Origin of the sequence: Streptomyces sp. NPDC048566 (assembly GCF_043199735.1) — a bacterium.
Taxonomy (GTDB): domain Bacteria; phylum Actinomycetota; class Actinomycetes; order Streptomycetales; family Streptomycetaceae; genus Streptomyces.
On record NZ_JBICWL010000033.1, the window covers coordinates 39,282 to 63,251 of the forward strand.

Annotated in this window: 22 protein-coding genes; 10 read left to right on the forward strand and 12 right to left on the reverse strand. The window is 74.9% G+C overall.

Features of this window, described 5'->3' with window-relative positions; genetic code table 11:
• Positions 1-21: 21 nt before the first annotated feature.
• From ACGFS9_RS30045 to ACGFS9_RS30055, 3 genes are all read right to left on the reverse strand, one after another.
• Positions 22-795 (reverse strand): hypothetical protein, encoded by a 774-nt coding sequence (locus ACGFS9_RS30045; RefSeq protein WP_393257475.1) that lies wholly within the window; start codon positions 793-795, stop codon positions 22-24.
• An 88-nt stretch (positions 796-883) separates the two neighbouring features.
• Entirely contained in the window at positions 884-1,639 is a 756-nt protein-coding gene (locus ACGFS9_RS30050) for a hypothetical protein (protein ID WP_393257477.1), read from the reverse strand.
• Between the two features lie 357 nt (positions 1,640-1,996).
• Positions 1,997-2,329: a hypothetical protein gene (locus ACGFS9_RS30055; RefSeq protein ID WP_393257479.1), complete on the reverse strand. Its 333-nt coding sequence runs from the start codon at positions 2,327-2,329 to the stop codon at positions 1,997-1,999.
• 173 nt (positions 2,330-2,502) lie between these two features.
• Between ACGFS9_RS30055 and ACGFS9_RS30060 the strand changes: the two genes are divergently transcribed.
• The 3 genes from ACGFS9_RS30060 to ACGFS9_RS30070 all read left to right on the forward strand — a co-directional run bounded on the left by ACGFS9_RS30060 (position 2,503) and on the right by ACGFS9_RS30070 (position 5,479).
• Positions 2,503-2,967, forward strand: a complete 465-nt coding sequence (locus ACGFS9_RS30060; protein WP_393257481.1) for a MarR family winged helix-turn-helix transcriptional regulator — start codon at positions 2,503-2,505, stop codon at positions 2,965-2,967.
• 551 nt (positions 2,968-3,518) lie between these two features.
• Positions 3,519-4,889 (forward strand): MFS transporter, encoded by a 1,371-nt coding sequence (locus ACGFS9_RS30065; RefSeq protein WP_393257483.1) that lies wholly within the window; start codon positions 3,519-3,521, stop codon positions 4,887-4,889.
• Positions 4,890-4,891: 2 nt separating this feature from the next.
• A complete protein-coding gene (locus ACGFS9_RS30070) occupies positions 4,892-5,479 on the forward strand; it encodes a hydrolase (RefSeq protein ID WP_393257485.1) in 588 nt (195 codons plus the stop codon).
• A 253-nt stretch (positions 5,480-5,732) separates the two neighbouring features.
• Here ACGFS9_RS30070 and ACGFS9_RS30075 read toward each other — a convergent pair whose 3' ends face one another.
• Entirely contained in the window at positions 5,733-6,647 is a 915-nt protein-coding gene (locus ACGFS9_RS30075) for a ketopantoate reductase family protein (RefSeq protein ID WP_393257487.1), read from the reverse strand.
• Between the two features lie 425 nt (positions 6,648-7,072).
• Between ACGFS9_RS30075 and ACGFS9_RS30080 the strand changes: the two genes are divergently transcribed.
• Positions 7,073-7,303, forward strand: a complete 231-nt coding sequence (locus tag ACGFS9_RS30080; protein ID WP_393257488.1) for a DUF2277 domain-containing protein — start codon at positions 7,073-7,075, stop codon at positions 7,301-7,303.
• Positions 7,304-7,406: 103 nt separating this feature from the next.
• Here ACGFS9_RS30080 and ACGFS9_RS30085 read toward each other — a convergent pair whose 3' ends face one another.
• The 5 genes from ACGFS9_RS30085 to ACGFS9_RS30105 form a co-directional block, all read right to left on the reverse strand.
• Complete coding sequence (locus tag ACGFS9_RS30085; protein WP_393257490.1) at positions 7,407-8,039, reverse strand: DedA family protein; 633 nt, start codon at positions 8,037-8,039, stop codon at positions 7,407-7,409.
• A gap of 316 nt (positions 8,040-8,355) precedes the next feature.
• The gene (locus tag ACGFS9_RS30090) at positions 8,356-8,811 is read right to left on the reverse strand and encodes a DoxX family protein (RefSeq protein WP_393257492.1); all 456 of its coding nucleotides are present in this window, start codon (positions 8,809-8,811) and stop codon (positions 8,356-8,358) included.
• Between the two features lie 84 nt (positions 8,812-8,895).
• A complete protein-coding gene (locus ACGFS9_RS30095; protein ID WP_393257494.1) occupies positions 8,896-10,845 on the reverse strand; it encodes an FAD/NAD(P)-binding protein in 1,950 nt (649 codons plus the stop codon).
• Between the two features lie 178 nt (positions 10,846-11,023).
• Positions 11,024-12,685: an alkaline phosphatase D family protein gene (locus tag ACGFS9_RS30100; RefSeq protein ID WP_393257496.1), complete on the reverse strand. Its 1,662-nt coding sequence runs from the start codon at positions 12,683-12,685 to the stop codon at positions 11,024-11,026.
• 144 nt (positions 12,686-12,829) lie between these two features.
• Complete coding sequence (locus ACGFS9_RS30105; protein ID WP_393257498.1) at positions 12,830-13,474, reverse strand: HNH endonuclease family protein; 645 nt, start codon at positions 13,472-13,474, stop codon at positions 12,830-12,832.
• A 603-nt stretch (positions 13,475-14,077) separates the two neighbouring features.
• On the opposite strand from ACGFS9_RS30105, the gene ACGFS9_RS30110 reads away from it, so the two are divergent.
• Together ACGFS9_RS30110 and ACGFS9_RS30115 are read left to right on the forward strand one after the other, a co-directional pair.
• The gene (locus tag ACGFS9_RS30110) at positions 14,078-14,659 is read left to right on the forward strand and encodes a TMEM165/GDT1 family protein (RefSeq protein WP_393257499.1); all 582 of its coding nucleotides are present in this window, start codon (positions 14,078-14,080) and stop codon (positions 14,657-14,659) included.
• 325 nt (positions 14,660-14,984) lie between these two features.
• Positions 14,985-15,644, forward strand: a complete 660-nt coding sequence (locus tag ACGFS9_RS30115) for an HAD-IA family hydrolase (RefSeq protein ID WP_393257501.1) — start codon at positions 14,985-14,987, stop codon at positions 15,642-15,644.
• A gap of 43 nt (positions 15,645-15,687) precedes the next feature.
• On the opposite strand, the gene ACGFS9_RS30120 is transcribed toward ACGFS9_RS30115, so the two are convergent.
• Positions 15,688-16,836 carry a peptidoglycan-binding protein gene (locus tag ACGFS9_RS30120; protein ID WP_393257503.1) on the reverse strand — a complete coding sequence of 383 codons (1,149 nt, stop codon included), beginning with the start codon at positions 16,834-16,836 and terminating at the stop codon, positions 15,688-15,690.
• 376 nt (positions 16,837-17,212) lie between these two features.
• Here ACGFS9_RS30120 and ACGFS9_RS30125 point away from each other — a divergent pair, with 376 nt between their 5' ends.
• From ACGFS9_RS30125 to ACGFS9_RS30135, 3 genes are all read left to right on the forward strand, one after another.
• Entirely contained in the window at positions 17,213-19,174 is a 1,962-nt protein-coding gene (locus tag ACGFS9_RS30125; protein WP_393257523.1) for a DHA2 family efflux MFS transporter permease subunit, read from the forward strand.
• Positions 19,175-19,424: 250 nt separating this feature from the next.
• Complete coding sequence (locus tag ACGFS9_RS30130; protein WP_393257505.1) at positions 19,425-20,105, forward strand: hypothetical protein; 681 nt, start codon at positions 19,425-19,427, stop codon at positions 20,103-20,105.
• Positions 20,106-20,254: 149 nt separating this feature from the next.
• Positions 20,255-21,163: a hypothetical protein gene (locus ACGFS9_RS30135; RefSeq protein ID WP_393257506.1), complete on the forward strand. Its 909-nt coding sequence runs from the start codon at positions 20,255-20,257 to the stop codon at positions 21,161-21,163.
• Positions 21,164-21,735: 572 nt separating this feature from the next.
• Here the strand turns inward: ACGFS9_RS30135 and ACGFS9_RS30140 are convergent.
• Positions 21,736-22,170, reverse strand: coding sequence for a DUF1992 domain-containing protein (locus ACGFS9_RS30140; protein WP_393257508.1), 435 nt, complete (start codon positions 22,168-22,170; stop codon positions 21,736-21,738).
• 191 nt (positions 22,171-22,361) lie between these two features.
• Here ACGFS9_RS30140 and ACGFS9_RS30145 point away from each other — a divergent pair, with 191 nt between their 5' ends.
• Positions 22,362-22,757, forward strand: coding sequence for a hypothetical protein (locus ACGFS9_RS30145; RefSeq protein ID WP_393257509.1), 396 nt, complete (start codon positions 22,362-22,364; stop codon positions 22,755-22,757).
• Positions 22,758-22,862: 105 nt separating this feature from the next.
• On the opposite strand, the gene ACGFS9_RS30150 is transcribed toward ACGFS9_RS30145, so the two are convergent.
• Complete coding sequence (locus tag ACGFS9_RS30150; RefSeq protein ID WP_393257511.1) at positions 22,863-23,534, reverse strand: O-methyltransferase; 672 nt, start codon at positions 23,532-23,534, stop codon at positions 22,863-22,865.
• Positions 23,535-23,970 lie beyond the last annotated feature (436 nt).

A 23,970-nucleotide genomic window follows, 5' to 3' on the forward strand; every position in this document is an offset into this window, starting at 1 on the left:
ACGCCGCGAGAAGCGAAAAACCTAGGCATGGCTCATGGAGAAACCTGCCTCGGCATCTTCGAGAGAGGCGAAAAGACGGTCGAATCGGTCGATGTACTCGGATACCAGTCGAGCTCCGGACAGTGACTGCGCATGAACGGTCAGCGGATCGCGTACCGTCGCGTGAGCGGGCTCAGCCGAGTTCGGATGAAAGAGGCCGTCGATAAGGAACTTCGAATCGAATATCGCCGTGTACTGCGTCGGGAAAAATTTGTATCTGCGTACCTCGAGCTGCTTTATTTGACCGTTCGTCACGGCAGCCTTCCACGATCTGAGCTGAGACTCGATCTGCGTCACGAATGCTGCCTCTTCGGCAGGGGGAAGATAGACAAGCAACTGGCACTTCTCGACCGCGATGCCCGAGTGTTGCAGGAAGCTGCTCATCTGGACCCCGCTCAGCGCGTGGAGTCGTAGTACGCCGACACTCGGAGTCAGGGTCGCGGCCACCTGGAATGCGACGGATATGGGCCGAATCTCGAAATTCGAGCTCGCTTCTCCGAGTAGGCGCGGCTGTTCCTGTGCCAGGCTATCCACTGCTGTTTTCAGTTCGCCGAAGACCGTCTCGAATCGTTGGATGCGACTTTCGAGGTACCAGGCGAGAAGAATGAAAGAAAGGGCCAGAGTGGCGATGGCGGCATTTATTTTCATGCCGGCCAGAAATCCTTGCATAAAATTCTGGACCAACAGAATGACGGAAGTGCCGAAGAGTGGGATGTAGGCCGCTATACGTTCGAATCGATGCAGTGTCGACCGCATGTATCCCCCATGATGCCGTCACGGTATTCCATGGCGTCACTCAGGGGACCAACTGTAGCCTCGGCGATGTTGCACTGGGAAGGCTCGTTCACTCCTGCGGCGACTCCAGTACGGAGGACCGCAGTTCGTGCGGGGCGCGGGCCGTCGCGTGGGGGACGGTTTCGTTCCACTGTTCGGCTGCGCCGTCGATCGACTTCTCGAAGGTGTGGCCGAGGCGTCCGCGGAACGCGGGCAGGCCCACGGCGGCCAGCGGGCGCAGGAAGGAGCGGCCGCGCGCCGACAGGACGACGCGTACGTCCCAGCGTCCGTCGGGGCGGGTGCGCGGCCAGGCCCGTACGGTCGCCTCGCCGAGGCGGTGGGTCAGCGTCGCCGTGAGGGGTGCGTGCACGGGGCGCCGGCTCTTCGCGGCCCTCCACCAGGCGTCCAGATCGACGCGGGCGCGTCCCTCCAGTCGCAGGAGGGACTCCCACCGGCCCGGGTACCGAACACAGCCCCGTATCTCCGCCTCGCGCGGATGGTCGACGCTGCGCAGCGCCGCCTCGACGCCAAGCGTCATCTCCTCGTCCGTGACCACCTGTTCGACCCGGAGCGTCGATCCGCGGGTCCAGGAGCGCAGCGACAGCGTCGTGCGGGAGCGTTCGTCGGCGGTCTCGTACACCGCGCCGGGCGTCAGGTGAGTGCCCTTCAGCAGCCGTAGGCCGGGCACGTCGCGGCCACCGGGGAGCAGAATCCGTTCGCCGTGGGCGCGGGTGTCCTGCGCCAGCAGGTAGAGCTCGGCGAGCATCTGCTCGAACCAGCGGCGCGGCACCGGCTCGACGCACACGGTATGGCTGATACGGACCATGCGGACAGCCTGGCCGAGGCCCGGCGGGCCGCGTAAGGGGGTCTCGTCCGCAGTGCGGACGGCGGCTCGCTGCTGGTTTCCGGCAGCCCGAGGCCCCGCTCGTCCGGTGGCGTGGCGGGACGTGCCCCCGTGCGCCCGCCCGCGCCCCGCGTCCGCTGCGTTCGTGCCCGACTGGCAATCGAGGCCGGGGCCGGGGCCGGGGCGGTGCGCCTCGGGGTGAGGGGCCGCGTGGTGAACTACCGCGGCGGATGTCCGGGAGCTCCCGGCGGTCGGGCGAGCGCGAGAGGCTACCGGCGCGTTCCGGCGGGTGCGTGCGGGCGCTCGGGGCTCCGCGTACGCGCTCGGGTGCCTCGGGTGCTACGCGGACGCGTCCCCCGCGTGCTTCAGGCTCATCCGCGCCTCCACCTTCTCCGGCGCGGTCACCTCCGACCAGAAGCGGTGACCGGAGACGAACACGGCCAGCTCCCGCTCCCGTTGCCGGAGTTTCTCGACCTCGGCCTGTTCGTCCGGGGTCCAGCCCGGGGAGGCGGGGCGCTCCACCTTGCGCCAGCCGCCGGTGTCACTGAAGCCGTCCAGCGGTTCGACCGACCAGGGGAGTCGTTTCAGCAGAGCCAGCAGCTCGGCCCGGACCTGATGCAGCTCCTCCTGGCCGGCCAGGAGGTCACTCGGAAAGTCGTAGGTCGCAGCCACATGACAATGCTACGCCTGTTCGATTTTGCGAGGCGAGTTTCTTCCGGGACTTCACGCGAACGAGTGTTCCTCGCCCCGTCTGGCCTGCAAGGGAGGGGTGGGTGGACAGGTGTGCAGGGTCAACTGCACAGGTTGAACTGGACAGTTTCACCTGACTATTTTACGGTGGCGGAATGGCTCAGGACAGCACGCCTCCGTACGACCCGGGCGTCTCGGACTCCGCCGCTCGGGCGGCGCAGGATCTGCGGGTGGCGTTCAGCCTGCTCCGGCGGCGCATCCGCGAGGTCTCCGCGAAGGAGGACCTCACGCCCTCGCAGGTGTCCGCGCTCACGCTGGTGGGCAAGAGCGGCGCCGCCACCGCCAGCGCGCTGGCGGCCACCGAAGGGGTGCGGCCGCAGTCGATGGCCGCCACGCTCGCCGCCCTCGACGGATACGGCCTCATCCAGCGCGCCCCGGACCCCGGTGACGGCCGGCGACAGTTGATCACCCTCACCGAGGCGGGGCGGGAGCGGGTCGAAGGCACCAGGGAGGCCCGGTCCGCTTGGCTCGCCCATGCCCTGGAGGAGCGCTGCACGGAGGAGGAGCGGCAGACGGTCATCGCGGCGATGGCCCTCCTCGAACGGCTGGCCCGTCCGTGATATCCACGCTCCGCAGGCGGTTCCGGCTGCGCGTCGCCCCGGGCGCCCGCACCGGCACCGCCTCCGGTGCAGATCCCGCCTCCGGCACCGGCCGGGGTGCCCGCCCCCACGCTCCCGCTGCCGGCCCCGAGGTCCCCGCTGCCGGTACGGGTCATGTCGCTTCGGGTGCCGGGTCCGCCGCGGCCGGTGTCGACGCCGGCGTCTCCGAGCCGACCGGCCCCGCCTCCGGCGCCGGCCCCGCGTCCGGTACTGCCGGCCGGGGTGCCCGCCTCCACGCCCCCGCTGCCGGTACGGGTCATGTCGCTTCCGGGGCCGGGTCCGCCGCGGCCGGTGTCGACGCCGGTGTCTCCGCGCCGACCGGCCCCGCCTCCGGCGCCGGCCCCGCGTCCGGGACTACCGGCCGAGATGCCGGTCCCCAGGGTCCCGACGCGGGGACGGGGCAGGCTGCTCCGGGCGCCGCTTCCGGTGGCGGCTCCGATCCCGCTCCCGGGGACGGCACCCGCGGAGGCCGTCGGCCGCCCGACCGGTTCGACCGTCGGCTCATCGCGCCGATGGTCCTCGGTTCCGTACTGAACCCCGTCAACTCCTCCATGATCGCTGTGGCGTTGGTGCCGATCGGCGGCGCGCTCGGCGCACCTCCCGCGCAGACCGCCTGGCTGGTCTCCGGCCTCTACCTCGCCACCGCGGTCGGGCAGCCCGTCATCGGACGGCTCGTCGACCTGTTCGGCCCGCGCCGCCTGTACCTCGCCGGCACGGCCGTGGTGGGCCTCGCCGGTCTGCTCGGCTCCCTCGCCCCCACCCTTGGCGTCCTGGTCGCCGCCCGGGTCCTGCTCGGGTTCGGCACCTCGGCCGCGTATCCCGCCGCGATGCACCTCACGCGCGGCGAGGCCGAGCGCACCGGGCGGGACAGTCCGGCCGGTGTGCTCACCGCGCTGGCGGTCTCCGCCCAGACCGTCGCCGTGATCGGACCCACCCTCGGCGGGCTGCTCATCGGGCTCGGCGGCTGGCGCACCATCTTCCTCGTCAACGTGCCGCTGTCGCTGGCCTGTCTGGTCCTCGGCGCCCGCCGCCTGCCCAGGACGCCCCGTGCCGCCGCGTCCGCCCGCACCGCCGCGGCGCGCACCCCCGCGCCCCGCGGCGGCCGGGGCGCGAGGCCGCACGGCATCGACCCGGCGGGGATGGCCCTCTTCGCGGCCCTGCTCGTGTGCCTGATGCTGTTCCTGATGGAGCCGAGCCCGGCGGGCTGGTATCTGCCGCTGCTCGCCGTCGCCGCGGGCGCCGCCTTCGTCCGCCGGGAGCTGCGGGTCGCCGAGCCGTTCATCGACCTCCGCGTCCTCGGCGGCAACGGCCCGCTGCTCGCCACCTTCCTGCGCCAGTTCCTCGGCTACACCACCGCCTACGCCTTCCTGTACGGGTTCACGCAGTGGCTGGAGGAAGGGCGCGGACTGCGCGCCGCGGCCGCCGGGCTCGTGCTGCTGCCGCTGTCGCTGAGCGGCCTGCTGGTGTCCGCCGTCACCGGGCGGCGGGAGGCGGTGCGGGGCAAGCTCGTGGCGGGCAGCCTCGCCCAGATCGTCGGCTGCGTGGCGATGCTCGACCTCCGGGCGGGCAGCGCGATCTGGCTGCCGGCGGCGGTCGCCGCGGTCATGGGCGTACCGCAGGGCCTCAACGGGCTCGCCAACCAGAACGCCCTCTACCGGCAGGCCGATCCCGCCCGGATCGGCTCCGCGGCCGGGCTGCTGCGCACCAGCATGTACCTCGGCGCGATGGCCGCGTCGGCGGCGGACGCGGCCTTCTTCCCGCACGGAGCCGACACCGCCGGCCTGCACCACCTGTCCCTGTTCATGCTCGCCGGAGCCGTGCTGCTCCTGGCGGTCACCGTGCTCGACCGGGCACTTGGCACCATCACCCCCCGAAAGGCCTGACCATGGCAGTCACCACGCTCGACCCCCGCACCGCGCTCGTCGTCATCGACCTCCAGAACGGCATCGTCGGCAACCCGGGCCTCGCCCCGACCCCCGCGGCCGACGTCGTGGCACGCTCGGCGCGTCTGGCGGACGCCTTCCGCGGTCACGGCCTCCCCGTCGTCCTCGTCCGGGTCACCGCCGCCGCCGACGGCGCGGACGCCGTCCCCGGCCGTACCGACGGCCCCGCCCGCGGGCGCAGCTTCCCCGAGGGATGGGACGTCCTCGTCGACGACCTTCCCGTGCACCCCGAGGACATCACCGTCACCAAGCGGAACTGGGGGGCCTTCTTCGGCACCGACCTCGATCTCCAGCTGCGCCGCCGCGGGGTCACCCAGATCGTGCTGACCGGTATCGCCACCAGCATCGGCGTGGAGTCCTCCGCCCGTGCCGCCCACGAGCACGGCTACCACGTCACGCTGGCCACGGACGCGATGTCCGACCTCGACCCCGAGACGCACCGCAACAGCGTCGAGCGGATCTTCCCGCGCCTCGGCGAGACCGGTACCACCGAGGAGATCCTGGAGGTCCTCGACAGGTCCCGTGCCTGACCCGGGGGGTTCGGGCGGGCGCCGTCCGCGGTCGCGCCGGCCCGGCCCACGGTGCCGGGCAGGCCGGTCGGCGCCCGCGCCCGCCCGGGCCGTACGGGCACTAGCGTCCCGCCGGTGCCGGGGCCGGCGCGTCTCCGGAGACGCCGGAGCCCACGTGACACCGCCACCGGGACCGCCACCGCCGGCGGGTGTCGCGTGGGCCGGGGTCGGGGCCCGACTCCCGTCGCGCCCGCCTGCGGTGGCGACGGGCGCCTCAGTTCCGCGTGCCGGCAGTCGGGGTCAGGGCCCGGACGAGGCCGGCCGCCACCGGGACCGGCACGCCCGCCCGCTCGGCGGCCCGCAGCAACGCGCCGCCGATGGCGTCGAGTTCGAGGGCGCGGCCCGATTCCGCGTCGCGCTGCATCGACGACTTGGCGCCCGGCGGGAACGCGTCGTAGCGGGCCAGGGCGGCGGCCGGGTCGACCGGCGCGCCGGATGCCCGGCTGACCGCCGCGGTCTCCTCCACGAGCGCGGTCAACTCCTCGCGATGCAAATCCCGTACGTCCCCCAGGGGCAGTTCGTGGCGGGTCGTCAGCAGGGCGAAGGGCGCCAGGAACGCCATCTTGGCCCACAGGGTCGCCGCCTCGCCGTCCTCGACGCGGACGCCGACCCCGGACTCCTCCAGCGCGCGGGCGAGCGCGTCCACCCTGGTGCGGGGCGCGGTCTCGCCGGTCAGATCGACCTCGGCGAACGGGCTGCCGTGCTCGATCACGCCCGGCGCGACCCGGGTCGACTCCACCCGGATCACCGCGGGAGCCACCCGTTCGGCGCCGTAGCGCTCGCGGAGCCGTGCGGGGTGCTCGACGCCGTTCAGGAAGGGGACGACGAGCGCGTCCTCGCCCGGCGCGTCGGCCGGGACGCGCTCCAGGGCGGCGTCCAGCGACGTCGCCTTGACCGCGACGAGCAGCGCGTCGACGGACTCCCGGAGCACGGTGTCCGTGGACACCCGTGCCGTGAAGTCCCCGAAGAGGGCGCTGCGCACCGTTATGCCGTCGGCGGCCAGCGCCCGCGCGGTGTCCTCCCCGGCCAGGCAGATCACCCGGTGTCCCGCGCGCGCCAGCAGCGCCGCCAGCAGGCCCCCGACACCGCCCGGACCCAGTACCGCCACCGTCAGCCGGTCGTTCGCCATACGTCCTCGCTCCTCCGTCGCAGGGGACCCGGGAGGGACCACCGGGTCGCGCTCAGGACAATCCGCCGGACCGGCGGCCCTATTCCCGGTCCCCCTTCCGCGTCCCCGGACGGTTCCGCGGTGCGGTGCCCGCCGTCCCCGAGCCTCTCGTCCGGCGGCCACCGGGGCCGCCGCGCTCCTCCCGCCCGCCGCCCGCCCGCGCGTTGGTCCGCGCCGTCCGCCCCCGCCCTGCGGCCCCGCCCCCGCCCCTGCCCCGTGCCCGGGCCCGGCGCCCCCGCCGGCCGCGGTCCGTGGCCCGTGCGCGCCGCCCCGGCGCACGCTCGCCGGGGCCCGCGGTCCTCCGGCGCCGTTCGTCCGCCCGGCGCCGGGCGGAGTGTTCCGGCGGCGGGCCGCCGCGATCGCGTCGGGGGCGTCACACTGGAGTCATGTGCCGCAGTATCAAGACGCTCCGTCCCCCGGCCATCCCCGAGGAGGCGACCGACGAGGAGGTCCGCGCCGCCGCCTTGCAGTACGTGCGGAAGGTCTCCGGGTTCCGTGCCCCGGCCGCCCACAACAGGGAGGCGTTCGACCGGGCCGTCGAGGCCGTCGCCGCCGCCACCGCCGACCTGCTCGGCAGCCTGGAGGTACGCGGCGCACCGGCCCGTCGCGCCGGATAGCGGGGCCGTGCGCCGGCCCGCTCGGTGCGCTCGCGTGCTCTTTCCTCCCGGCGGCCGGGCGCCGCCGGGACGGAAACGCACGCCCGGATGGCGCGCCGGGCGGTCAGACGCCGGAGTGCTGCTCCCGCAGGCCCGGCCGGCGGACGAGGTAGGCCGCGCCGGCGCCGGCGATGAGCAGCGCGCCGAACGAGACGCCCGTCGCCAGCCAGGTCGCCCCCAGCCACTGGCCGCCGAAGTAGCCGAGCCCCACGCTGTAGCCGGCCCAGGCGCAGCCGGCGAGCACCGACCAGGGCAGGAACTCGCGGATGCGGCGGTGCGCGGCGCCCGCGCCGAGTGAGACGACCGAGCGGCCGGCCGGCGCGAAACGCGCGACGACCACGAGGACGCCGCGTGCCGGTCCGCCGCGTGCCAGGACGTCGCCGAGACGTTCCTGCGCTGTGGTGAGGCGGCGCGAGCGGGCGATGGCGCGGTCCAGGCGCTCCCCGCCGCGCCAGGCGATGCGGTAGGCGACCAGGTCGCCGAGGACCGAGGCCGTGGCCGCGCAGAGGGTCAGCACCAGCAGGTCGGGGACGGCGTGCGGAACGGCGCCGGCGGCGGAGCCCGCCGCGGCCGTGGCCGCCGTGATCACCAGGACACCGCTCGGCAGGACCGGCAGGAACACATCAAGGACGACGGACACGGCGACCGCCGCGTAGATCCAGGGGCTGCCCGTCAGGGACCCCACACTCTCCAGCACCGAAACTCCCCCGGAATCCCCCGTGGACGCGGACCATGCCGCGATGTCGCGGGGAGCGGCAGGGGCGGCCGGTAACAGCCATACAGCGTACGCCGGGAGAAGGCCCGGAGATCCACGGGGGCCCCATGTATCGGTTACATCACGCTCACGTTCGCGCACGGTCCGGCGTCCGCCGCGACCGGCGGCGCCGTCCCCGGAGGGGGGCGCCGCCGGCGCGGACGGGGCACCGGCGCGGGCGGCGGGGGTGCCGCGCGGCGGCCTGCCCGGCGAACGCCGTGGCCCCCGGCGGCCCGAGGCCCGCGCCGTGCGCCGCGGATCAGGCCGTGATCGGCTCCGCCGGGCGCTGCTCCTCGACGGCCGCGGTGCCGCGGGTGGCGAGCAGCCGGTCGAGACCGAGGGCGCCGGAGCCGGTGAAGACGAGCAGGAGCATGGCCCAGCAGAAGAGGGCGGCGAGTTCGCCGCCGTTCTGGATCGGCCAGAGCGCCGCCGACTGGTGCACGTCGAAGTACGCGAACGCCATCGAACCGGAGGCGACGAACGCGGCGGCACGGGTGGCGAGGCCGAGGAGGACGAGCGTGCCGGCGAGCAGCTGGATGACGGCCGCGTACCAGCCGGGCCAGGTGCCCGCGGCGACGGTGCCGCCGTCGGTGCCCGCGGCACCGCCGAGCACACCGAAGAGGGAGGCGGCGCCGTGCACCGCGAAGAGCAGGCCGACGACCACGCGGAACAGGGCTATGGCGTACGGCTGGGCGCTGTCGAGGCGTCCGGTCATGTGGGGGACTCCTTCGGTCGGATCCGGACCGGGTGGGCCGGACCGTGGGGACGGAACCGAGTGGGTCACCTACGTTAGGTGTGCCTAATCTATACTTGCAAGTTCAACATTCGGCCATGAGTGAGCCCCCGCCGGCGGTTCCGCTCCGGGTGTCGCCGCACGTAGCGCGGCCCGCGCCAGCGCGTCGGCGTCCGACAGCGTGACCGAATCCACTCCGGGGCGCGCTCCGGCGGCCGTCACCCAGTGGACGCCCTCCGTGGGCACGCCGAACGCGAACCGCCGTGCGTGCGCGCGACCGTGACGGTCTATCAGGTGGTAGGGGCGCGCGGACACGTCCAGGCCCCCGGTCTCGTAGCCGTCCACGCGGTGCGGGCGGCACTCTCCCGTCTTCAGCAGCCGGGCCAGCAGCGCGTCACCGGTCCGCCGCACGTCCGGTTCCGGTAGCCGCGCCTCCACGAGGGTCGTCGCGCGGACGGCCGACCCCGGGACGTCGGGCGAGCGGGCCACCCACGCGCCGTCCTCGGCCCGTACGTCGAGCCGCGGGCCGACCACCTCCACGACGCCCGCCTCGATCAGCGCGGCCAGCTCCTCGATCCGGCGGCGCGGCGGACCGATGGAGAGGAACGCGTTCAACGGCGTGTACCAGCGGTCCAGATGCGCTCTGCGGGACTCGCCCGGCAGGCCGCCGTGGTCGACGATGCGGCGCAGTTCGTTGCGCAGGTCGCGCAGCACGTCGAGCGCCGCCTTGAGCGGACCCGCCACGTTGCCGAGCGCGGCCTGCGCGGCGTCCTCGCGCAGATGGCCCAGCAGCCACCCCCGCCAGTCCGCGGGACCGGCGAACTCCCTTCCCGCGTACGGGCGCGAGACGCGGTCCCACGACCAGCGGTCCTCCTGCGCGATCCCGAAGGCGTCCAGCACGCCGGCCTCCTCGGCGCTGCCGTGCGGGGCGGCCTCGAAGCGCTCCCGGAAGCGGTCCGCCCGGCCGGAGGAGGCCAGCAGCCGTTCGTAGTAGACCGTCTCGACCTCCTTGGCGACCAGCGGCCATATCTCCCGCAGGAAGTCCGGCGCGTCCCCGCGGTCCGCGCGCTCGCGGAAGCGGCGGACGACCTCGTCGGTCAGGAAGAGCGGCACGTGCCGCCCGAACGGGCCCTTGGCGTTGTCGCCGCGCGCCTGGTAGGGGATGCCGCGCCGCGAACCCGCGTACACCCGCGGCTCGTCGCCCGAGGGCAGGTAGCGCAGCCGGCCGCCCGCGCGCACGAACCGCCCGCCCCGGCCCTCCGTCAGCAGGGCCACGTGGTCGAAGAAGTTGAGCCCGAGGCCGCGCAGCAGGACCGCCTCTCCCGGCGCGACGGGGGAGAGGTCGACGTCGGCGGGGCCGGCGGGCGGGACGTGCCGCAGACCGTGCCGCCCCGCCTCCGCGGCGAGTTGCTGCTGCGCCGCGTCCGCGAGCACCGGCAGGTGCCCCTGGGCGAGCACCACGGCGGCGAGCCCGGTGAGCGTGCGGCCGTCGGACAGGGTGAGCACCTGACGCCCGCCGGGCCCGTCGGTGAGCCGCAGCGCCCGTGCCGCGTGCACCTCGACCCGCACCCCGGGCGGTGCGCCGCGCACCACCTCGTCGAACACCCACTCCAGATAGCGGCCGTACCGGGCCCGGGTCGGATAGGCGTCCGGGCCGAGGGCGCCGCCGGCCCAGGCGTGCAGGCTCGGCCCCGGGCGGACCGGCCCGGCGCAGTCCACGGTCTCGTCGGTGAACAGGGTCACCTGCGAGGCCACCGTGTTCATCAGCAGGTGCGGGGACTGCCCGGTGCGCCAGACCCGGCCCGCGCCGGGCGGGTAGGGGTCGACGACGTGGACCGTCAGCCGTGCGCCCGGCGTGAGGAGTTCGGGCGCGGAGGCGCAGATGCGCTCCAGGACGCTCGTGCCGCGCGGGCCCGCGCCGACCACGGCCACGGAGACCCGGGGCGGCCCGGCGGGCGCCGGGAACCCGGTCGTGACCGGCGCGGCGGGGCGGTGGGGGGAGGGCTCTGCGGACAAGGGTGTGACTCCCGGGCGTGGGGGCGCAGGACGGCGGACCGCCCGCGGAAGCGGACGGTCCGCCTCATCATGCCGCCGGGCGCCGCCTGAGCGGAGCCCCGGAGCGAAGGAACGGCACCCGGTGTGGGATGCGTCACGACCATCGGGGGCGATCGGCGCGACAACCGGGGAAAAGCCGCTATTGCGGGGTGAGTACGGACTCCTGGACCGTCCGCAGCCGCACCTCCCCTTCCGCCGCGCCGTCGCGCCCCGGGACCGCCTGTTCCAGGCGCAGCGAGGCCGAACGCCCGCGCAGGGACAGGGTCATGAGCTGGTTGCCGAACCACGGGCCGCCCGTCCGGTCCCAGTCCACCGACGCGGGTGCGCAGCGGCCGTGCCGGGCCAGGCCGCGGCCGAGCCGTCGTGCGAGACGGCTCCAGCCGAAGCGGAAGCCGAGCCGTATCTGCGGTGGCACGGAGTTGTGCACGGGGGAACAGGTCAGCTGCACGACGCGCGCCGCCGGCTGCCGGGCGGGCTCGGCCCAGACCGGTTCGGCGACGTAGGCGTGGTGCACGTCCCCCGACAGCACGCACACGGTCGCCGGCGCGTGCTCCCCGGACCCGGCCTCGGAGATCAGGTCGGCCAGGTCCTCGAACGACGCGGTGAACGCCGCCCAGTGCTCCAGGTCGGCGGCGCGCCGCAGCCGCTCGCCGAACCGGGCCCAGCGGGCGCCCCGTTCGCCCCGGCACAGCGCGGCGTCCCACACCTCCGCCTGGTGGATGAGCGGGGGCAGCAGCCAGGGCAGCGACGTGCCGATCAGCAGGTGGTCGCAGGACTCGGGGGCGTCCAGGGCCTGTTCGCGCAGCCAGGCCGCCTCGCCCGGATCGAGCATCGCCCGGTCCGCTTCGTCGAGGACGCGCGCTGCCCGGCTGTCGACCATCAGCACCCGCGTCCGGCCGAAGTCGCGGCGGTAGCTCCAGCGGACCGAGGCGGGATCGGTGTCGGCCTGCGCGGCGAACGCCCGCAGCACGTCCGTGCCGTCCGGAGTCTCGCGCACGGCCGCGTAGAGCCGGTCGGCCGCGAGGTCGTCCGGGGAGAGGTTTCCGAGGTGCTGGTGGACCCAGTACGACATGAGGCCGCCGAGAATCCGCTCGCGCCACCACGAGGTCGCGCGGATGTCCTCGACCCAGGAGGCGCTGGTGTTCCAGTCGTCGATGACGTCGTGGTCGTCGAAGATCATGCAACTGGGCACCGTGGACAGCAGCCAGCGGATCTCGGGGTCGAGCCACGACTCGTAGTAGAGCCGGGTGTACTCCTCGTAGTCCGCGACCTGGTCGCCCGGGGGCCGGGCGGGGTCGCGGCGCGCGGCGATCCACGCGCGGGTCGCGTCCGAGGTCTCGTCCGCGTACACCTGGTCGCCCAGCAGCAGCAGGACGTCCGGGCGTTCGCCGTCCGGCTCGGCGGCGACGCGGCCCGCGAGGGTGTCCAGCGCGTCGGGCCCGACCGGGTCCGTCTCGTCCGCGGGCGGCGCAGCCCAGCGGCAGGAGCCGAAGGTGACGCGGACGGCGGCGTCCTCGCCGCCGAGGGTGCGGACCACCGAGGGCGGGAAGGCGGACTCCGGCGGCGGCCAGACGCTCACCTCGTCGAGCAGCACCTCGTACGCGGTCTCCGTCCCGGGCGTCAGCCCGGCCACCGGCACCAGCGCGTAGTGGTGGCCCGCGATGGTGAACGTGCGGGCCGATCCCGAAGTCCCGTCCGCGCAGCGGACCTCGGCGGTGCACGGGCGGCTGGTCTCGACCCAGAAGGTCGCCGACGAGTCGTCGACGTACCGCAGCAGCGGCCCCAGGCGTAGTTCGGCCATGTGATCACCCTCCTCCGTCGCACCGTACGGTACGGAACGACGGAGGCGGGTGGCGAGATCCCGGTCGCCGCGGGGGTAAGTGGGGGGAGCGGCTCGGGGATCTCCGCCGGCGGGCGGCTCGCGGGGCGCCCCCGCCCGCGGGGATCAGCAGCCGTTCAGGACCGAGCTGAGCTTGGACTTCTCCGCCGAGTCGACCTTGAGGCCGTAGTAGTACTTCACCTGCACCCAGGCGCGGACGTAGGTGCAGGCGTACGAGCTGAGCGGCGGCATCCACTCGGCCGGGTCCTTGTCGCCCTTCGACTGGTTCACGTTGTCGGTGACGGCCAGCAGTTGCGGGCGGGTGACGTCGTTGGCGAAGGCCTGGCGCCGGGAGGTGGTCCAGGCACTCGCGCCGGAGTCCCACGCCTCGGCGAGCGGCACGAGGTGGTCGATGTCGAGGTCCGAGGCGGCGGTCCAGGTGGCGCCGTCGTACACCGAGTGCCAGGTCCCGCTGGTGGCGGTGCAGGCCGAGTTGGTGACGACGTTCGATCCGTCGCGCTTGAGCACGTACTCACGGGTGTTGCAGGTGCCGCTGATCGTGATCCAGGTGGGGAACAGGTCGCGGTCGTACCCGGTGCGGTTCTCGGCCGCGACGGTGAGGGACGCGAGGTAGGTGCGCGCGGTGGCCGCGCTGACCGGGGTGGGCAGGGCTGCGGATGCGGTCGGGCCGTTGAAGACGCCGGCCAGGGATATGAGTCCGGTGACGGCGGCGAGTATGCTCAGCCGTCGACGCGCGTAGACCTTGGGCATGCCAACTCCCTTGGAGTGTGGGGGTGTTGAAGTGCGAGCGACCGAATGCTCGCGGCTGCGTGTTGCCGGGAGATGAGGGCGCGGTGAGAAGCTAGTGACGCGTTCATGACATGGCAAGGTCCGGCGCGGAAGTTTCGCTCCGGGCGGCGCGCCCGGAGCGCGTCCCGGGCGCCCGGACGGTGTGAGCCGGAGATGTGAGGGGTGTCTCGATCGGCCCGGTCCCGCGGTGGCGGCACCCCCGGTGACCTGCCCGGACGACGCGGCCGCCGCCCGCGGTCCCGGGGCGGCGGGGTCGACGGCCCCGCGGGTCCGCGGGGCCGTCGCGTACCATGGACGGCGCAGAAGGGGAGTAGCTCTTCGCCGGACCGTCGACATACTGCTCAGCTCGCCTGAGCCGGCGCCCGGAGGCGGACCTCGTCCAGAGGTCGGCCAGCGAGACCTTCGGCAAGCAGTGCACCGCCCGTGCCGGGCCTTCCGGCGGGGGCTTCATCGTTCGCGCCTCCCGGCGCGTGCGACGCCGTGCGCTGCCGTGCCGAGGTGTCGCGCCGTCACAGCGCGCAAGCGCAGCACTCTCGGTGGGGCAGCCCGACCGATTGAGGAATCTTGATCAGCTTCAGCGTGATGGCGCTCGTCTTCGGTGTCGTCTTCCTGGCCGAACTGCCGGACAAGACGGCCCTCGCGGGCCTCGTCCTCGGTACGCGCTACCGCGCCTCGTACGTCTTCGCCGGGGTCGCCGCGGCCTTCGCCGTCCACGTGGCCCTCGCCGTCGCGGCGGGCAGCGTCCTGACCCTGCTGCCCCAGCAGATCGTGCACGCGGTCACCGGTGTCCTCTTCCTCGGCGGCGCGGCCGTGCTGCTGATGCGCAAGGACGAGGACGAGGAGGAGGTGCGCAGTCCGGAGAACCAGACGTTCTGGAAGGTCTCCGGGGCGGGTTTCATGCTGATCCTCGTCGCCGAGTTCGGAGACCTGACGCAGATCATGACCGCGAACCTGGCGGCACGCTACGACGACCCCCTGTCGGTGGGCCTCGGTGCCGTGCTGGCGCTGTGGGCCGTCGCCGGACTGGGCATCGTGGGCGGCAGGGCGCTGATGAAGCGGGTCCCGCTGGCCCTGATCACCAAGGTGGCGGCGCTGCTGATGCTGGGGCTGGGGATCTGGAGCCTGTACGAGGCCGTCGCCGGCTGACCCCGCGCCCCGCCCCGTCGTGGCCCGCCCCGTCGTGCCCCGCCACGGCCGGCCGGCCGCGGCGGGGCGTGTGTCCGTGACGGTTCGGCCGCGGCGGTCGCCGCGGGTGCCGGAGCCCGCGCAGGCCGGCGGGCGTCCCCTCGTCGGCGAGGGCGCCGGCCGGGGCGGCGCAGGGCCGGGTCGGGGGGCGGTGGCGCCGGGGCGGCCCTGTTTTGTATCGTGAACGAACAAAGTGGCTCCCGCCCGCATCCCCTGACCGGCGGGCGGGGCCGCCTTGTTCCCCGGGGGACAGCTGAAGCCCCTCCTCGCACCCTGGAGCCTGCCGATGACGGCCACGACCGTTCTGACCGCCCGCGCCCTCCTGCTCGACATGGACGGCACCCTCGTCAACTCGGACGTCGTCGTCGAGCGCTGCTGGCGCCGCTGGGCCGACCGCCACGGGCTCGACGGCGACGAGGTGATGAAGGTCGTGCACGGCCGGCAGGGCTACGCCTCGATGGCCGTGCTGCTGCCGGACCGGCCCATGGAGCAGAACCACGCCGACAACGCGCGGATGCTGGCCGAGGAGACCGCCGACATGGACGGCGTCGTCGAGGTCCCCGGCGCCACGGAGTTCCTCGCCTCCCTCGCCGGCGTTCCCCACGCGCTCGTCACCTCGGCGGACGTCGCCCTCTCCACCGGGCGGATGGCCGCCGCCGGGCTCGCCCTTCCCGACGTGCGCGTCACCGCCGAGTCCGTCGGGGCCAGCAAGCCGGACCCGGAAGGGTTCCTCAAGGGCGCCGCCGAACTGGGCGTCGCGCCCGAGGACTGCGTCGTCTTCGAGGACTCCGGAGCCGGGATCGCCGCGGGGCGGGCCGCCGGGATGCGCGTCGTCGGGGTGGGGCCCCGGGCCGGTTTCCACGCGCCGGACGTGCTCGTAGCCGATCTGACCGAGGTCCGGGTCGAGCCCGCCGGGGACGGGACCGTCCGCCTGCACATCGGCTGATCGGGTCCGCCGGGGCGCGGGGCCGAACGGGCGGGACCCCGGCTCAGGGCCGGTACGTCTCCGCCTCCAGGCTCGTCCGCGTCGCCGCTCCGTACACCCCGGACGGGTCCGCCGTGATGCCCCGCGCCCACTGGTACCAGCGCACGGAGTCTTCCAGGCGACGGTCGAAGCGGCCGTTGATGCTGCCCGTGTACATCCTCAACTGGGCCATCCGCAGCTGGAGTTCGGTCACCTCGGGACCTCTGTCACCGCGCTGCAGCGTCGTTGCCGGACCGAAGCCCTGCTGTTCCTGGGTGGCTGCCGGCGAGCCGGTCGCCGTGGCCGTCGGGCTCGGAGCCGCGGACGTGCGGGACGGCGAGGGCGACGCCGAGGCGCGGGCGGAGGGGGAGGAGGACGCGGACGCCGACGGCGAGGGGCTCGCGCTCGCCGACGGCGCGGAGGCGGCCGGGGCCGACGCGGCCGTCGACCCGCTCGCCGACGGCCGTGCCGACGCCTCCTCGGGCGACACGTCCGGCACGCTCGCCCGAACGTCCTTCGGCGACGCCTCGTCCCGCGCGGGCGTGTCGTACGACAGCAGGCTGCCCGCGAACCCGGCGGCGGCGGCCACCGTCACGGCGACGCCGGCCGCGGCCAGCAACCCGCCGCGCCGCAGGCGTCCGGGCCGGTGCGGCGCCGGCGCCGCCGGGGCGGCGGAACCGGCGGGGCCGCCGTCGGGGAAGAGGCGTACGTCGGCGGCGCGTGGCTCCGAGGGCAGCGCCTTGAGGCGCATCGTCGCGTCCGCCGCCTGCACCGGGCCGTCGGATATCGCCGCCAGCCGCATGGTGGACGCGGCGTCGTCCGCTCCCCGCTCCGGCCGGGCCCCCGCGGGGGATGCGGCGTCGGCGCCCCGCCCCGGCGCCGTGCCCGCTCCCGCGTCGTCGAAGGCGCCGTCGTCCCGGTGCCCCGGCGGTGCCGCACCGGCCGCCCCCCGTCCCGGCGCGCCCCCGGACGCCCCGCCCGTGCGGCCCTCTCCGCTCAGGTCCACGTAGGGCCGGATGCGCAGCGGGTCGAAGTCCTCCGTCGCCGCGGCCTGCGCCGACCGGGCGTCCCGCAGGGCGTCGGCGGCGTGGGCGGTGCAGGCGCAGGACGGGGTGCCGTCCGGTGCCCGGCGGGCGGCGCACCGGGGGCAGACATGCCCGGTCTGGTCGGTCACGAGTGGGTCCCCTCCCCTGAGAACTCCAGAGATTATCCGGAAGTCCTTCACACGATTTTCGACGAGCTCCCCGGAACGCAGGATTCCGGCCGTCTCGACAGGCCATAACCGGACACACCGATCAGGATGGAGGGTGATCGAGACCCTCGGGGCGCAGGGAGGCCGGATGACCGGGGACGCGCACGGCTCGCGGAAGCCGGCCGACCGGGGCGCGGGCGGCCCGGCCGGCCCGCAGCGCGGGAGCACCCGCGCCGGACCGCACGAGTCGGTCGAACAGAGCGAGTCCGCGGTGCGGCGCCGCACCGCGGCGGCGGCGGACGCCCGGGAGAGCGTGCACGGCAGCGTCTTCGTCTCCATCGGCGCGCTGCTGCTCGGCATGCTGCTCGCCGCGCTGGACCAGACGATCGTGTCGACCGCGCTGCCGACCATCGTCAGCGACCTCGGCGGCCTGGAGCACTTGTCCTGGGTGGTCACGGCCTACCTCCTCGCGTCGACGGCCGCCACGCCGCTGTGGGGCAAGCTCGGCGACCAGTACGGCCGCAAGCGGCTGTTCCAGACGGCGATCGTGATCTTCCTGATCGGTTCGGCGCTGTGCGGCATGGCGCAGAACATGGGCGAGCTGATCGGCTTCCGCGCCCTCCAGGGGCTCGGCGGCGGCGGGCTGATGGTGCTGTCGATGGCCATCGTCGGCGACCTCGTGCCGCCGCGGGAACGCGGCAGGTACCAGGGCCTGTTCGGCGCCGTGTTCGGCGCGACGAGCGTGCTCGGGCCGCTGCTGGGCGGGCTGTTCACCCAGCACCTGAGCTGGCGGTGGGTCTTCTACGTCAACCTGCCCGTCGGCGTCGTCGCCCTCGTCGTGATCGCGGCCGTGCTGCACATCCCGAGGAAGTCGGCCCGCCACGTCATCGACTACCTGGGGACGTTTCTGATCGCGGCGGTCGCCACCTGCCTGGTCCTGGTGGCCTCGCTCGGCGGAACCACCTGGGACTGGAACTCCCCGCAGATCATCGGGCTCGCGCTGCTCGGCGCGGTCCTCGGCTTCGCGTTCGTCGCCGTGGAGCGGCGCGCGGCCGAGCCGGTGCTGCCGCTGAAGCTGTTCCGCGTCCACACCTTCACGCTGTCGGCCGTCATCAGCTTCATCGTGGGATTCGCGATGTTCGGCGCGATGACCTACCTGCCGACGTTCCTCCAGGTCGTGCAGGGCGTGACGCCCACCATGTCGGGCGTGCACATGCTGCCGATGGTGTTCGGCCTGCTGCTGTCGTCCACCGTCTCCGGGCAGATCGTCAGCCGGACCGGCCGCTGGAAGGTGTTCCCCGTGGCGGGGACCGGCATCACCGCCCTCGGCCTGCTCCTGCTGCACCAACTCGACGAGAACAGCGGCACCGGCGAGATGAGCGCGTACTTCTTCGTCTTCGGCCTCGGCCTCGGCCTGGTCATGCAGGTCCTGGTGCTGATCGTGCAGAACGCGGTGTCCTACGAGGACCTGGGCGTCGCCACGTCCGGCGCGACGTTCTTCCGGTCGATCGGCGCCTCCTTCGGCGTGGCCGTCTTCGGCACGGTCTTCGCGAGCCGCCTCGGCGAGAACCTGACGAAGGCGCTGGGCGGGCAGCAGCTGCCCCCGGGCATCACGGCGGACTCGCTGAAGGCGGACCCCAAGGGGATCGGCTCGCTGCCGCCCGGACTGCGGCCACCGGTCCTGCACGCGTTCGCGACGTCGATCACCGACGTGTTCCTGTACGCCGCTCCCGTCGCCGTCCTCGGCTTCGTGCTCGCCTGGTTCCTGCGCGAGGACAGGCTGCGCGGCTCCGTCACCGCCCCCGACGTCACGGAGACGCTCGCCAGCAACCCCGTCGAGCGGTCCTCCCGCGACGAGGTGTGCCGGGCGCTGTCGGTACTCGGCACCCGGGAGGGGCGGCGGGAGATCTACGAGGAGATCACCGCGCGGGCGGGCTACGACCTGATGCCCGCGGCGAGCTGGCTGCTGCTGCGGATCAGGAAGTACGGGTGGGCCGAACCCGCCCTGCTGGCCGAGCGGACCGCCGTGCCGCTGAACGTGGTCCTCGCCGCCGCCCGGCAGATCGAGGAGCGCCGGCTCGCCCGCCGCGAGGGGGTGGACCTGGTGCTGACCGACGAGGGACGGGCCGCCGCGGGCCGGCTGTCGCTGGCCCGCGAGCAGTCCCTCGCCGCGCTCCTCGGCGACTGGTGGGGGCCGGACCGGCCGACCGACCTGACACGGCTGGTCGAGGAACTGAACGAGGAGATGTGCGGCTCCGACGCGGAACGCCCGCACGCCGAGGGCGCCACCCCGGTGCGGCGGCTGGGCGAGCCGGCCTGAACCGGGGCCCCGCTCCGGGGCCTGCGTGTCCGGCCGCGGGCCCGCGGCCGTCCCGCGACCCGCGGCCAGGCGCGGGCCCCGGCCCTGCGGAGGCGGCGCGGAGCACCGGGCACCGCAGGCCCGGTTCCGGCCCGCCCGGGCCCGGGCGCACGGGCCCCCCGGCGCGAGGACCACCGCCGTTTGAGGGACGACTTCCGGGCAACCCGGGTGAAGAACCGGCCCGTTGGGTCGAGAACCCCGGAAGGCATCCATGTCCACAGGCGTGATCATCGCTCTGATCGTGATCGTGGTGGCCGTTGCCGTCGGCGCGGCCGCCCTCACCCTCCTCAACCGCCGTCCCCCCGCGGGGCGCACCCTCCGGCGCCGCTTCGGACCGGAGTACGACCACGCGGTCGCCCGGCACGACGGCGACACCAAGGCCGCCGAGGCGGAGCTCGCCGAGCGGGTGAAGCAGCACGGCGGGCTGCGCCTGCGGCCCCTGGACTCCGCGGACCGCGAGCGGTTCACGGCCGGCTGGACCGCGGCGCAGGAGCGCTTCGTCGACTCCCCGCGCGAGGCGGTCGCCGAGGCCGACCGGCTGCTCGGCGACCTGGCCGGCGCACGCGGCTTCCCCGGCGTCGAGCAGTACGAGGAGCAGGTCTCCGCTCTCTCCGTGCACCACGGGCACCACGTCCACGGCTACCGCACCGTCCACCGGGCGGCGCAGGCCCCCGCCGGGGAAGGCCGGGACGGCGCGGCCGACACCGAGCAGATGCGCGAGGCGATGCTGGAGGCCCGCGCCCTGTTCGAGGACCTCATGACGTCGGCCCGCGAGGACGCGTCCTCCGCTCCCGCGCGCGCGGCCCGCGACGGCGAGGCCGACGGCCACCGCCCCGCGGACACCCGCCGCCTCCGCACGACCAAGGACGACCGGCACGCCAAGCCCGCGTAGCCCGCGGACCGCGCCGCGGGCCGGCGAGCCCGCGGCGCGCCGCCGGGACGCCGCACCGCCGGACCCGAGACCCCCGACCACGATGCTTCGCTCCCACCCGCCCCGGTGTTCGACCGGCTCGGGCGAGGGAGCCCAGGAAGGTGAACGCGATGAAGCCCGAACAGGATCCCGAGCGCACCCCGTCCGGTGAGACGGCCGTGAAGGGCCGGGTCACCCCCGTGCCCCCCGAGCGTCCGCTGGACGACCGGGCGAAGGCGGCCGACGGTGCCGCGGCCGACGACGTGTCGCGCCGGGAGGCGCTGAAGGGCCACCTGGACCCCGCCACGGACGACCACGGCATGGACGACCGCGGCACGGCCGGCCGGACCGGCCACACGGAGAGCGACGCCGCCGCCGCGACGGCCGGCGCGGCCGGGACCCGGGCGTCCCGGACGGACGACGGCCTCGCCACCCCGACCACGGCAAAGGACCAGGACTCCGCCGCCCGGACCACCGGCACCGCCGCGCCCGGCCGCGAGAGCACCGCCGCCCGCACCGGGGAGCCGGCCGCCGGCCACGGCGGCCCGGCGGGCCGCACCGGCACGGCCCCGTCCGGTACCTCGCGCTCCGAGGACCGCGACGCGACCCGCGGCAAGGACCTCGCGGGCACCGCCGGGTCGGGTCCGGCCGCGCGTGACGGCGCCGCCGCCCGCACCGGCACCACGGGAGCGCTCCCCGACAGCGGCCGGCCGGGGTCCGATCACCGCGTGGACGGCAAGGCCGCCGCCGGGCACGACGAGCGTCTCCTCCCGGTCGACGAGTACGACACGTTCTCCGAGCGGATGCGGCACGCGGTCGGCGGATTCGTCGACGGGCCGGCGGCGTCCGTCGAGGAGGCCGACCACGTGCTGGAGGAACTCGCGGGCCGGTTCACCGAGGCCGTCGCGCAGCGCCGGCGTTCCCTGCGCACCGCCTGGCAGTCCGGCGGTGACGGCAAGGCGTCCGACACCGACACCGAGAAGCTGCGGCTCGCGCTCCAGGACTACCGCGAGATGACCGAGCGGCTGCTGCACGTCTGAGCCCGCCGCCGGCCCCGCACGAACCGTGAGGCCGCGCCCCGGACCATGTTCCGGGGCGCGGCCTCACGGCGTTTCGCGCGGCCTGGTGGAGGCCGCGCCGTCCCTGCCGTCCGCGGCGGCGGACCGCGCCGGGCACGGGCGCGTCGCCCGGCCGCGGTACGGGCCCCGGGCGCCGCGGCCCCGGGCTGCCCGAGGGCCCTCGCGCCGCGTCGGGTTCCGGCGAGCGCCCGCGGGGCCGGGGGCGAGTGCCCCGGCCGGCGGCGTCCGCCCGTCGAGGATCGGCGTGCCGTGCATCTCCCGGCGTGCCGGGTGCCCGCCCTCGTCCCGGGCGGAGCCGGGCCGACACCCCGTGCGGCGGGCGTGCCTGCCGGGCGCCGAGACGGGGCGAACGCCGCCTGCCCCGAAGAACCGGTGCCGTGACCGGAAGGGTTCGCCGGACGGTTCGCGGTGTCCGGTGCGGTGCAGCGCACGGCGGAGCGTCTCCCGGCTACGGGATGTGCTCGGGTGATGCGACGACGCGGCGAGGTGCCGTGCCGGGCGCCGCGAGCCGGTGAACCCATCCGGCCAGGGCACTAGGCGTCCGGCGACGGGCCGTGGGCGCGCGTGTCGCCGCGCCGCTCGTGCCACTCCCGGACGACGCGGTCCACGTCGTACGGCTTGAGCCCGAGGGGCGGTCCCGGCGGCGGTTTGAACATGACCTCGCGGATCTTGGCGTTGACGTCCTCGACGATCCGTCGCACGGCCCGCTCGGAGGGGGCGGCCGCCGCGGCGGCGAGCGCGTCCTCCGCCTCCTTGCGCAGGGCCAGTGTCGGAGGCAGCACCGACAGCCCCTCGCGGGCCATCTTCCGCTTGATCCACCAGAGTTCGTCGTACGCCGTGTCCGTCACCTCCGGCAACGGCTTTCCCGCGCCCGGCAGTTCGGAGAACTCGCCGCGGGACTCCGCCTCGCGGATCTGCCGGTCGACCCAGGACTCGAAGCTGACACCGGGTGGCTTGCGCTCCGTCATGGGTCCATTGTGCCGGAGGTCGCACCACGGCGGGAATGGTCGAATTATCATGCGGCGGCGGCGGGGCAATCACGCCTCGCGCCGGGTCCCGTCGTCGGACCCCCGTCGCCGTCCGGGAGGGCGGGCGTGGCGAGGGTGTGAGGACGCGGGCCCGGGACAACGGGTCCAGCACCCTTCACGAAGGAGCACGCGTGCTCGAACTCACCATGGCCGCGATGTCCGGTGCGGACGCCGGCGCGACGGCCGGGATGCTGATGGCCGACGCGCCGAGTGATCCCGGGGCCATGCTGCGGGTCGGCCGGGACCGGGCCGTGTGCCGGCTCGCCACCCCCGACGACTGGCTGTTCGTGTCCCGGGTGCACCTGGAGTTCCTGTGCGGCCCCGACGGTTCCTGGCAGGTCACCTGGCTCCAGGGCTCCCACCCGGAGCCGTCCTCCGAGGTCCGGCTGGCTCTGGAGGGACTGCCGCCGCGGGCCCTGCCGTACGGCGGCACGGCTCCACTGCCCGCGGGCGGCTCGGGCGAGCTGGTCATCCGCGACCGCACCGGCCCCCGCACGGTGAACGTGGGCTTCTACCACGAGCGGTAGCGGGCGCGGGCACGGCCGCCGCCTCGGTGCCCGTGCCCGTGCCGGGTGCGGGGTCCGCGGGAAGCCCGGCCGGGAGAGGGGGCCGGGGCGGCGGCCGTGCCGGGGTCAGGCCCGGACGCGGGCCAGGGCGAAACCGTCGTAGCCCTTGCCGCCCACCGTCTGGACCGCCGTGCCGTCGAGAGCGGGGTGCTCGGCGATGAGGTCGAGCGCGGCCCGGGTGCCCCGCACGCTCGGGTCGGTGCTCGCGGCGTCGGTGACCGCACCGCCCCGGACGACGTTGTCGAGGACGATCACGCTGCCGGGCCGGGTGAGCCGGACCGCCCACTCCAGGTAGTGCGCGTTGTTCGCCTTGTCCGCGTCGACGAAGACGAAGTCGAACGGCTCGGGGGCCTCCTTCGCCAGGTCCTCCAGCGACGCGAGGGCGGGGCCGACCCGCACCTCGGCCACCTCGCCGAGCCCGGCGCGGGAGAGGTTGGCGCGGGCCACCTCGGCGTGCCGGGGGTCGTACTCCAGGGTGAGCAGCCTGCCGTCGGCGGGCAGCGCGCGGCCCAGCCAGATGGTGCTGTAGCCGCCGAGCGTGCCGATCTCCAGGATGCGGCGGGCGCCCTGGATCTCGGCGAGCAGCTTCAGCAGCTTGCCCTGGTTCGGCGTGACGTTGATCGGGGGGAGGCCGGCCGCGTCGCTGTCGCGCAGCGCGGCGGCCAGGGCGTCGTCGGCGGGGGCCAGCAGGGCGGTGAAGTGGTCGTCGACGTCGTTCCAGATCTGCGACGCGGTCATCCACGGGCCTTTCGTTGCCTGGTGCCGTGACCGGAAGGGTTCGCGGGACGGCTCGCGGCGTCCGGTGCGGTGCGTCGCACGGCCAGGCGTCGTCCGCGTGCGACGACGCGGCGAGGTGCCGTGCCGGGCGCCGGCGACCCCTTCCGGTCAGGGGCACTCGTGAGGTGCGCTCAGTAGTCCAGGGGCAACCTAGCCTCCCGTTCTGCTGCCTGCCAGCCGTTTTCGTGCCGGTCCCGCGCCGTCCGGCCCGCGGGGCCCGCCGCGTGCCGGACGGCCCGAAGGAGATCCGGTCGGCGGCCCCGCGGGGCGGCACGGCGAAGGCCGCGGGGGGGCGGGGGGGGGCCCGCCCGCCCCCGCGCCCCCCGGGGGCGGCGGCGGGGGGGGGGCGCCCCGGGGGGGGGGGCCCCCCCCGGGGGGGCGGCCCGGGGGGGCCCGC

What these genes read in the sequence shown, in the direction of transcription:
- ACGFS9_RS30060 (WP_393257481.1), top strand. Translation starts at nt 2,503, where the DNA reads ATGGCTCAGGACAGCACGCCTCCGTACGACCCGGGCGTCTCGGACTCC.
- ACGFS9_RS30135 (WP_393257506.1), top strand. Translation starts at nt 20,255, where the DNA reads ATGAAGCCCGAACAGGATCCCGAGCGCACCCCGTCCGGTGAGACGGCC.
- ACGFS9_RS30080 (WP_393257488.1), top strand. Translation starts at nt 7,073, where the DNA reads ATGTGCCGCAGTATCAAGACGCTCCGTCCCCCGGCCATCCCCGAGGAG.
- ACGFS9_RS30050 (WP_393257477.1), bottom strand. Translation starts at nt 1,639, where the DNA reads ATGGTCCGTATCAGCCATACCGTGTGCGTCGAGCCGGTGCCGCGCCGC.
- ACGFS9_RS30140 (WP_393257508.1), bottom strand. Translation starts at nt 22,170, where the DNA reads ATGACGGAGCGCAAGCCACCCGGTGTCAGCTTCGAGTCCTGGGTCGAC.
- ACGFS9_RS30100 (WP_393257496.1), bottom strand. Translation starts at nt 12,685, where the DNA reads ATGGCCGAACTACGCCTGGGGCCGCTGCTGCGGTACGTCGACGACTCG.
- ACGFS9_RS30090 (WP_393257492.1), bottom strand. Translation starts at nt 8,811, where the DNA reads ATGACCGGACGCCTCGACAGCGCCCAGCCGTACGCCATAGCCCTGTTC.
- ACGFS9_RS30065 (WP_393257483.1), top strand. Translation starts at nt 3,519, where the DNA reads ATGGTCCTCGGTTCCGTACTGAACCCCGTCAACTCCTCCATGATCGCT.
- ACGFS9_RS30070 (WP_393257485.1), top strand. Translation starts at nt 4,892, where the DNA reads ATGGCAGTCACCACGCTCGACCCCCGCACCGCGCTCGTCGTCATCGAC.
- ACGFS9_RS30115 (WP_393257501.1), top strand. Translation starts at nt 14,985, where the DNA reads ATGACGGCCACGACCGTTCTGACCGCCCGCGCCCTCCTGCTCGACATG.
- ACGFS9_RS30105 (WP_393257498.1), bottom strand. Translation starts at nt 13,474, where the DNA reads ATGCCCAAGGTCTACGCGCGTCGACGGCTGAGCATACTCGCCGCCGTC.
- ACGFS9_RS30125 (WP_393257523.1), top strand. Translation starts at nt 17,213, where the DNA reads ATGCTGCTCGCCGCGCTGGACCAGACGATCGTGTCGACCGCGCTGCCG.
- ACGFS9_RS30130 (WP_393257505.1), top strand. Translation starts at nt 19,425, where the DNA reads ATGTCCACAGGCGTGATCATCGCTCTGATCGTGATCGTGGTGGCCGTT.
- ACGFS9_RS30075 (WP_393257487.1), bottom strand. Translation starts at nt 6,647, where the DNA reads ATGGCGAACGACCGGCTGACGGTGGCGGTACTGGGTCCGGGCGGTGTC.
- ACGFS9_RS30045 (WP_393257475.1), bottom strand. Translation starts at nt 795, where the DNA reads ATGCGGTCGACACTGCATCGATTCGAACGTATAGCGGCCTACATCCCA.
- ACGFS9_RS30150 (WP_393257511.1), bottom strand. Translation starts at nt 23,534, where the DNA reads ATGACCGCGTCGCAGATCTGGAACGACGTCGACGACCACTTCACCGCC.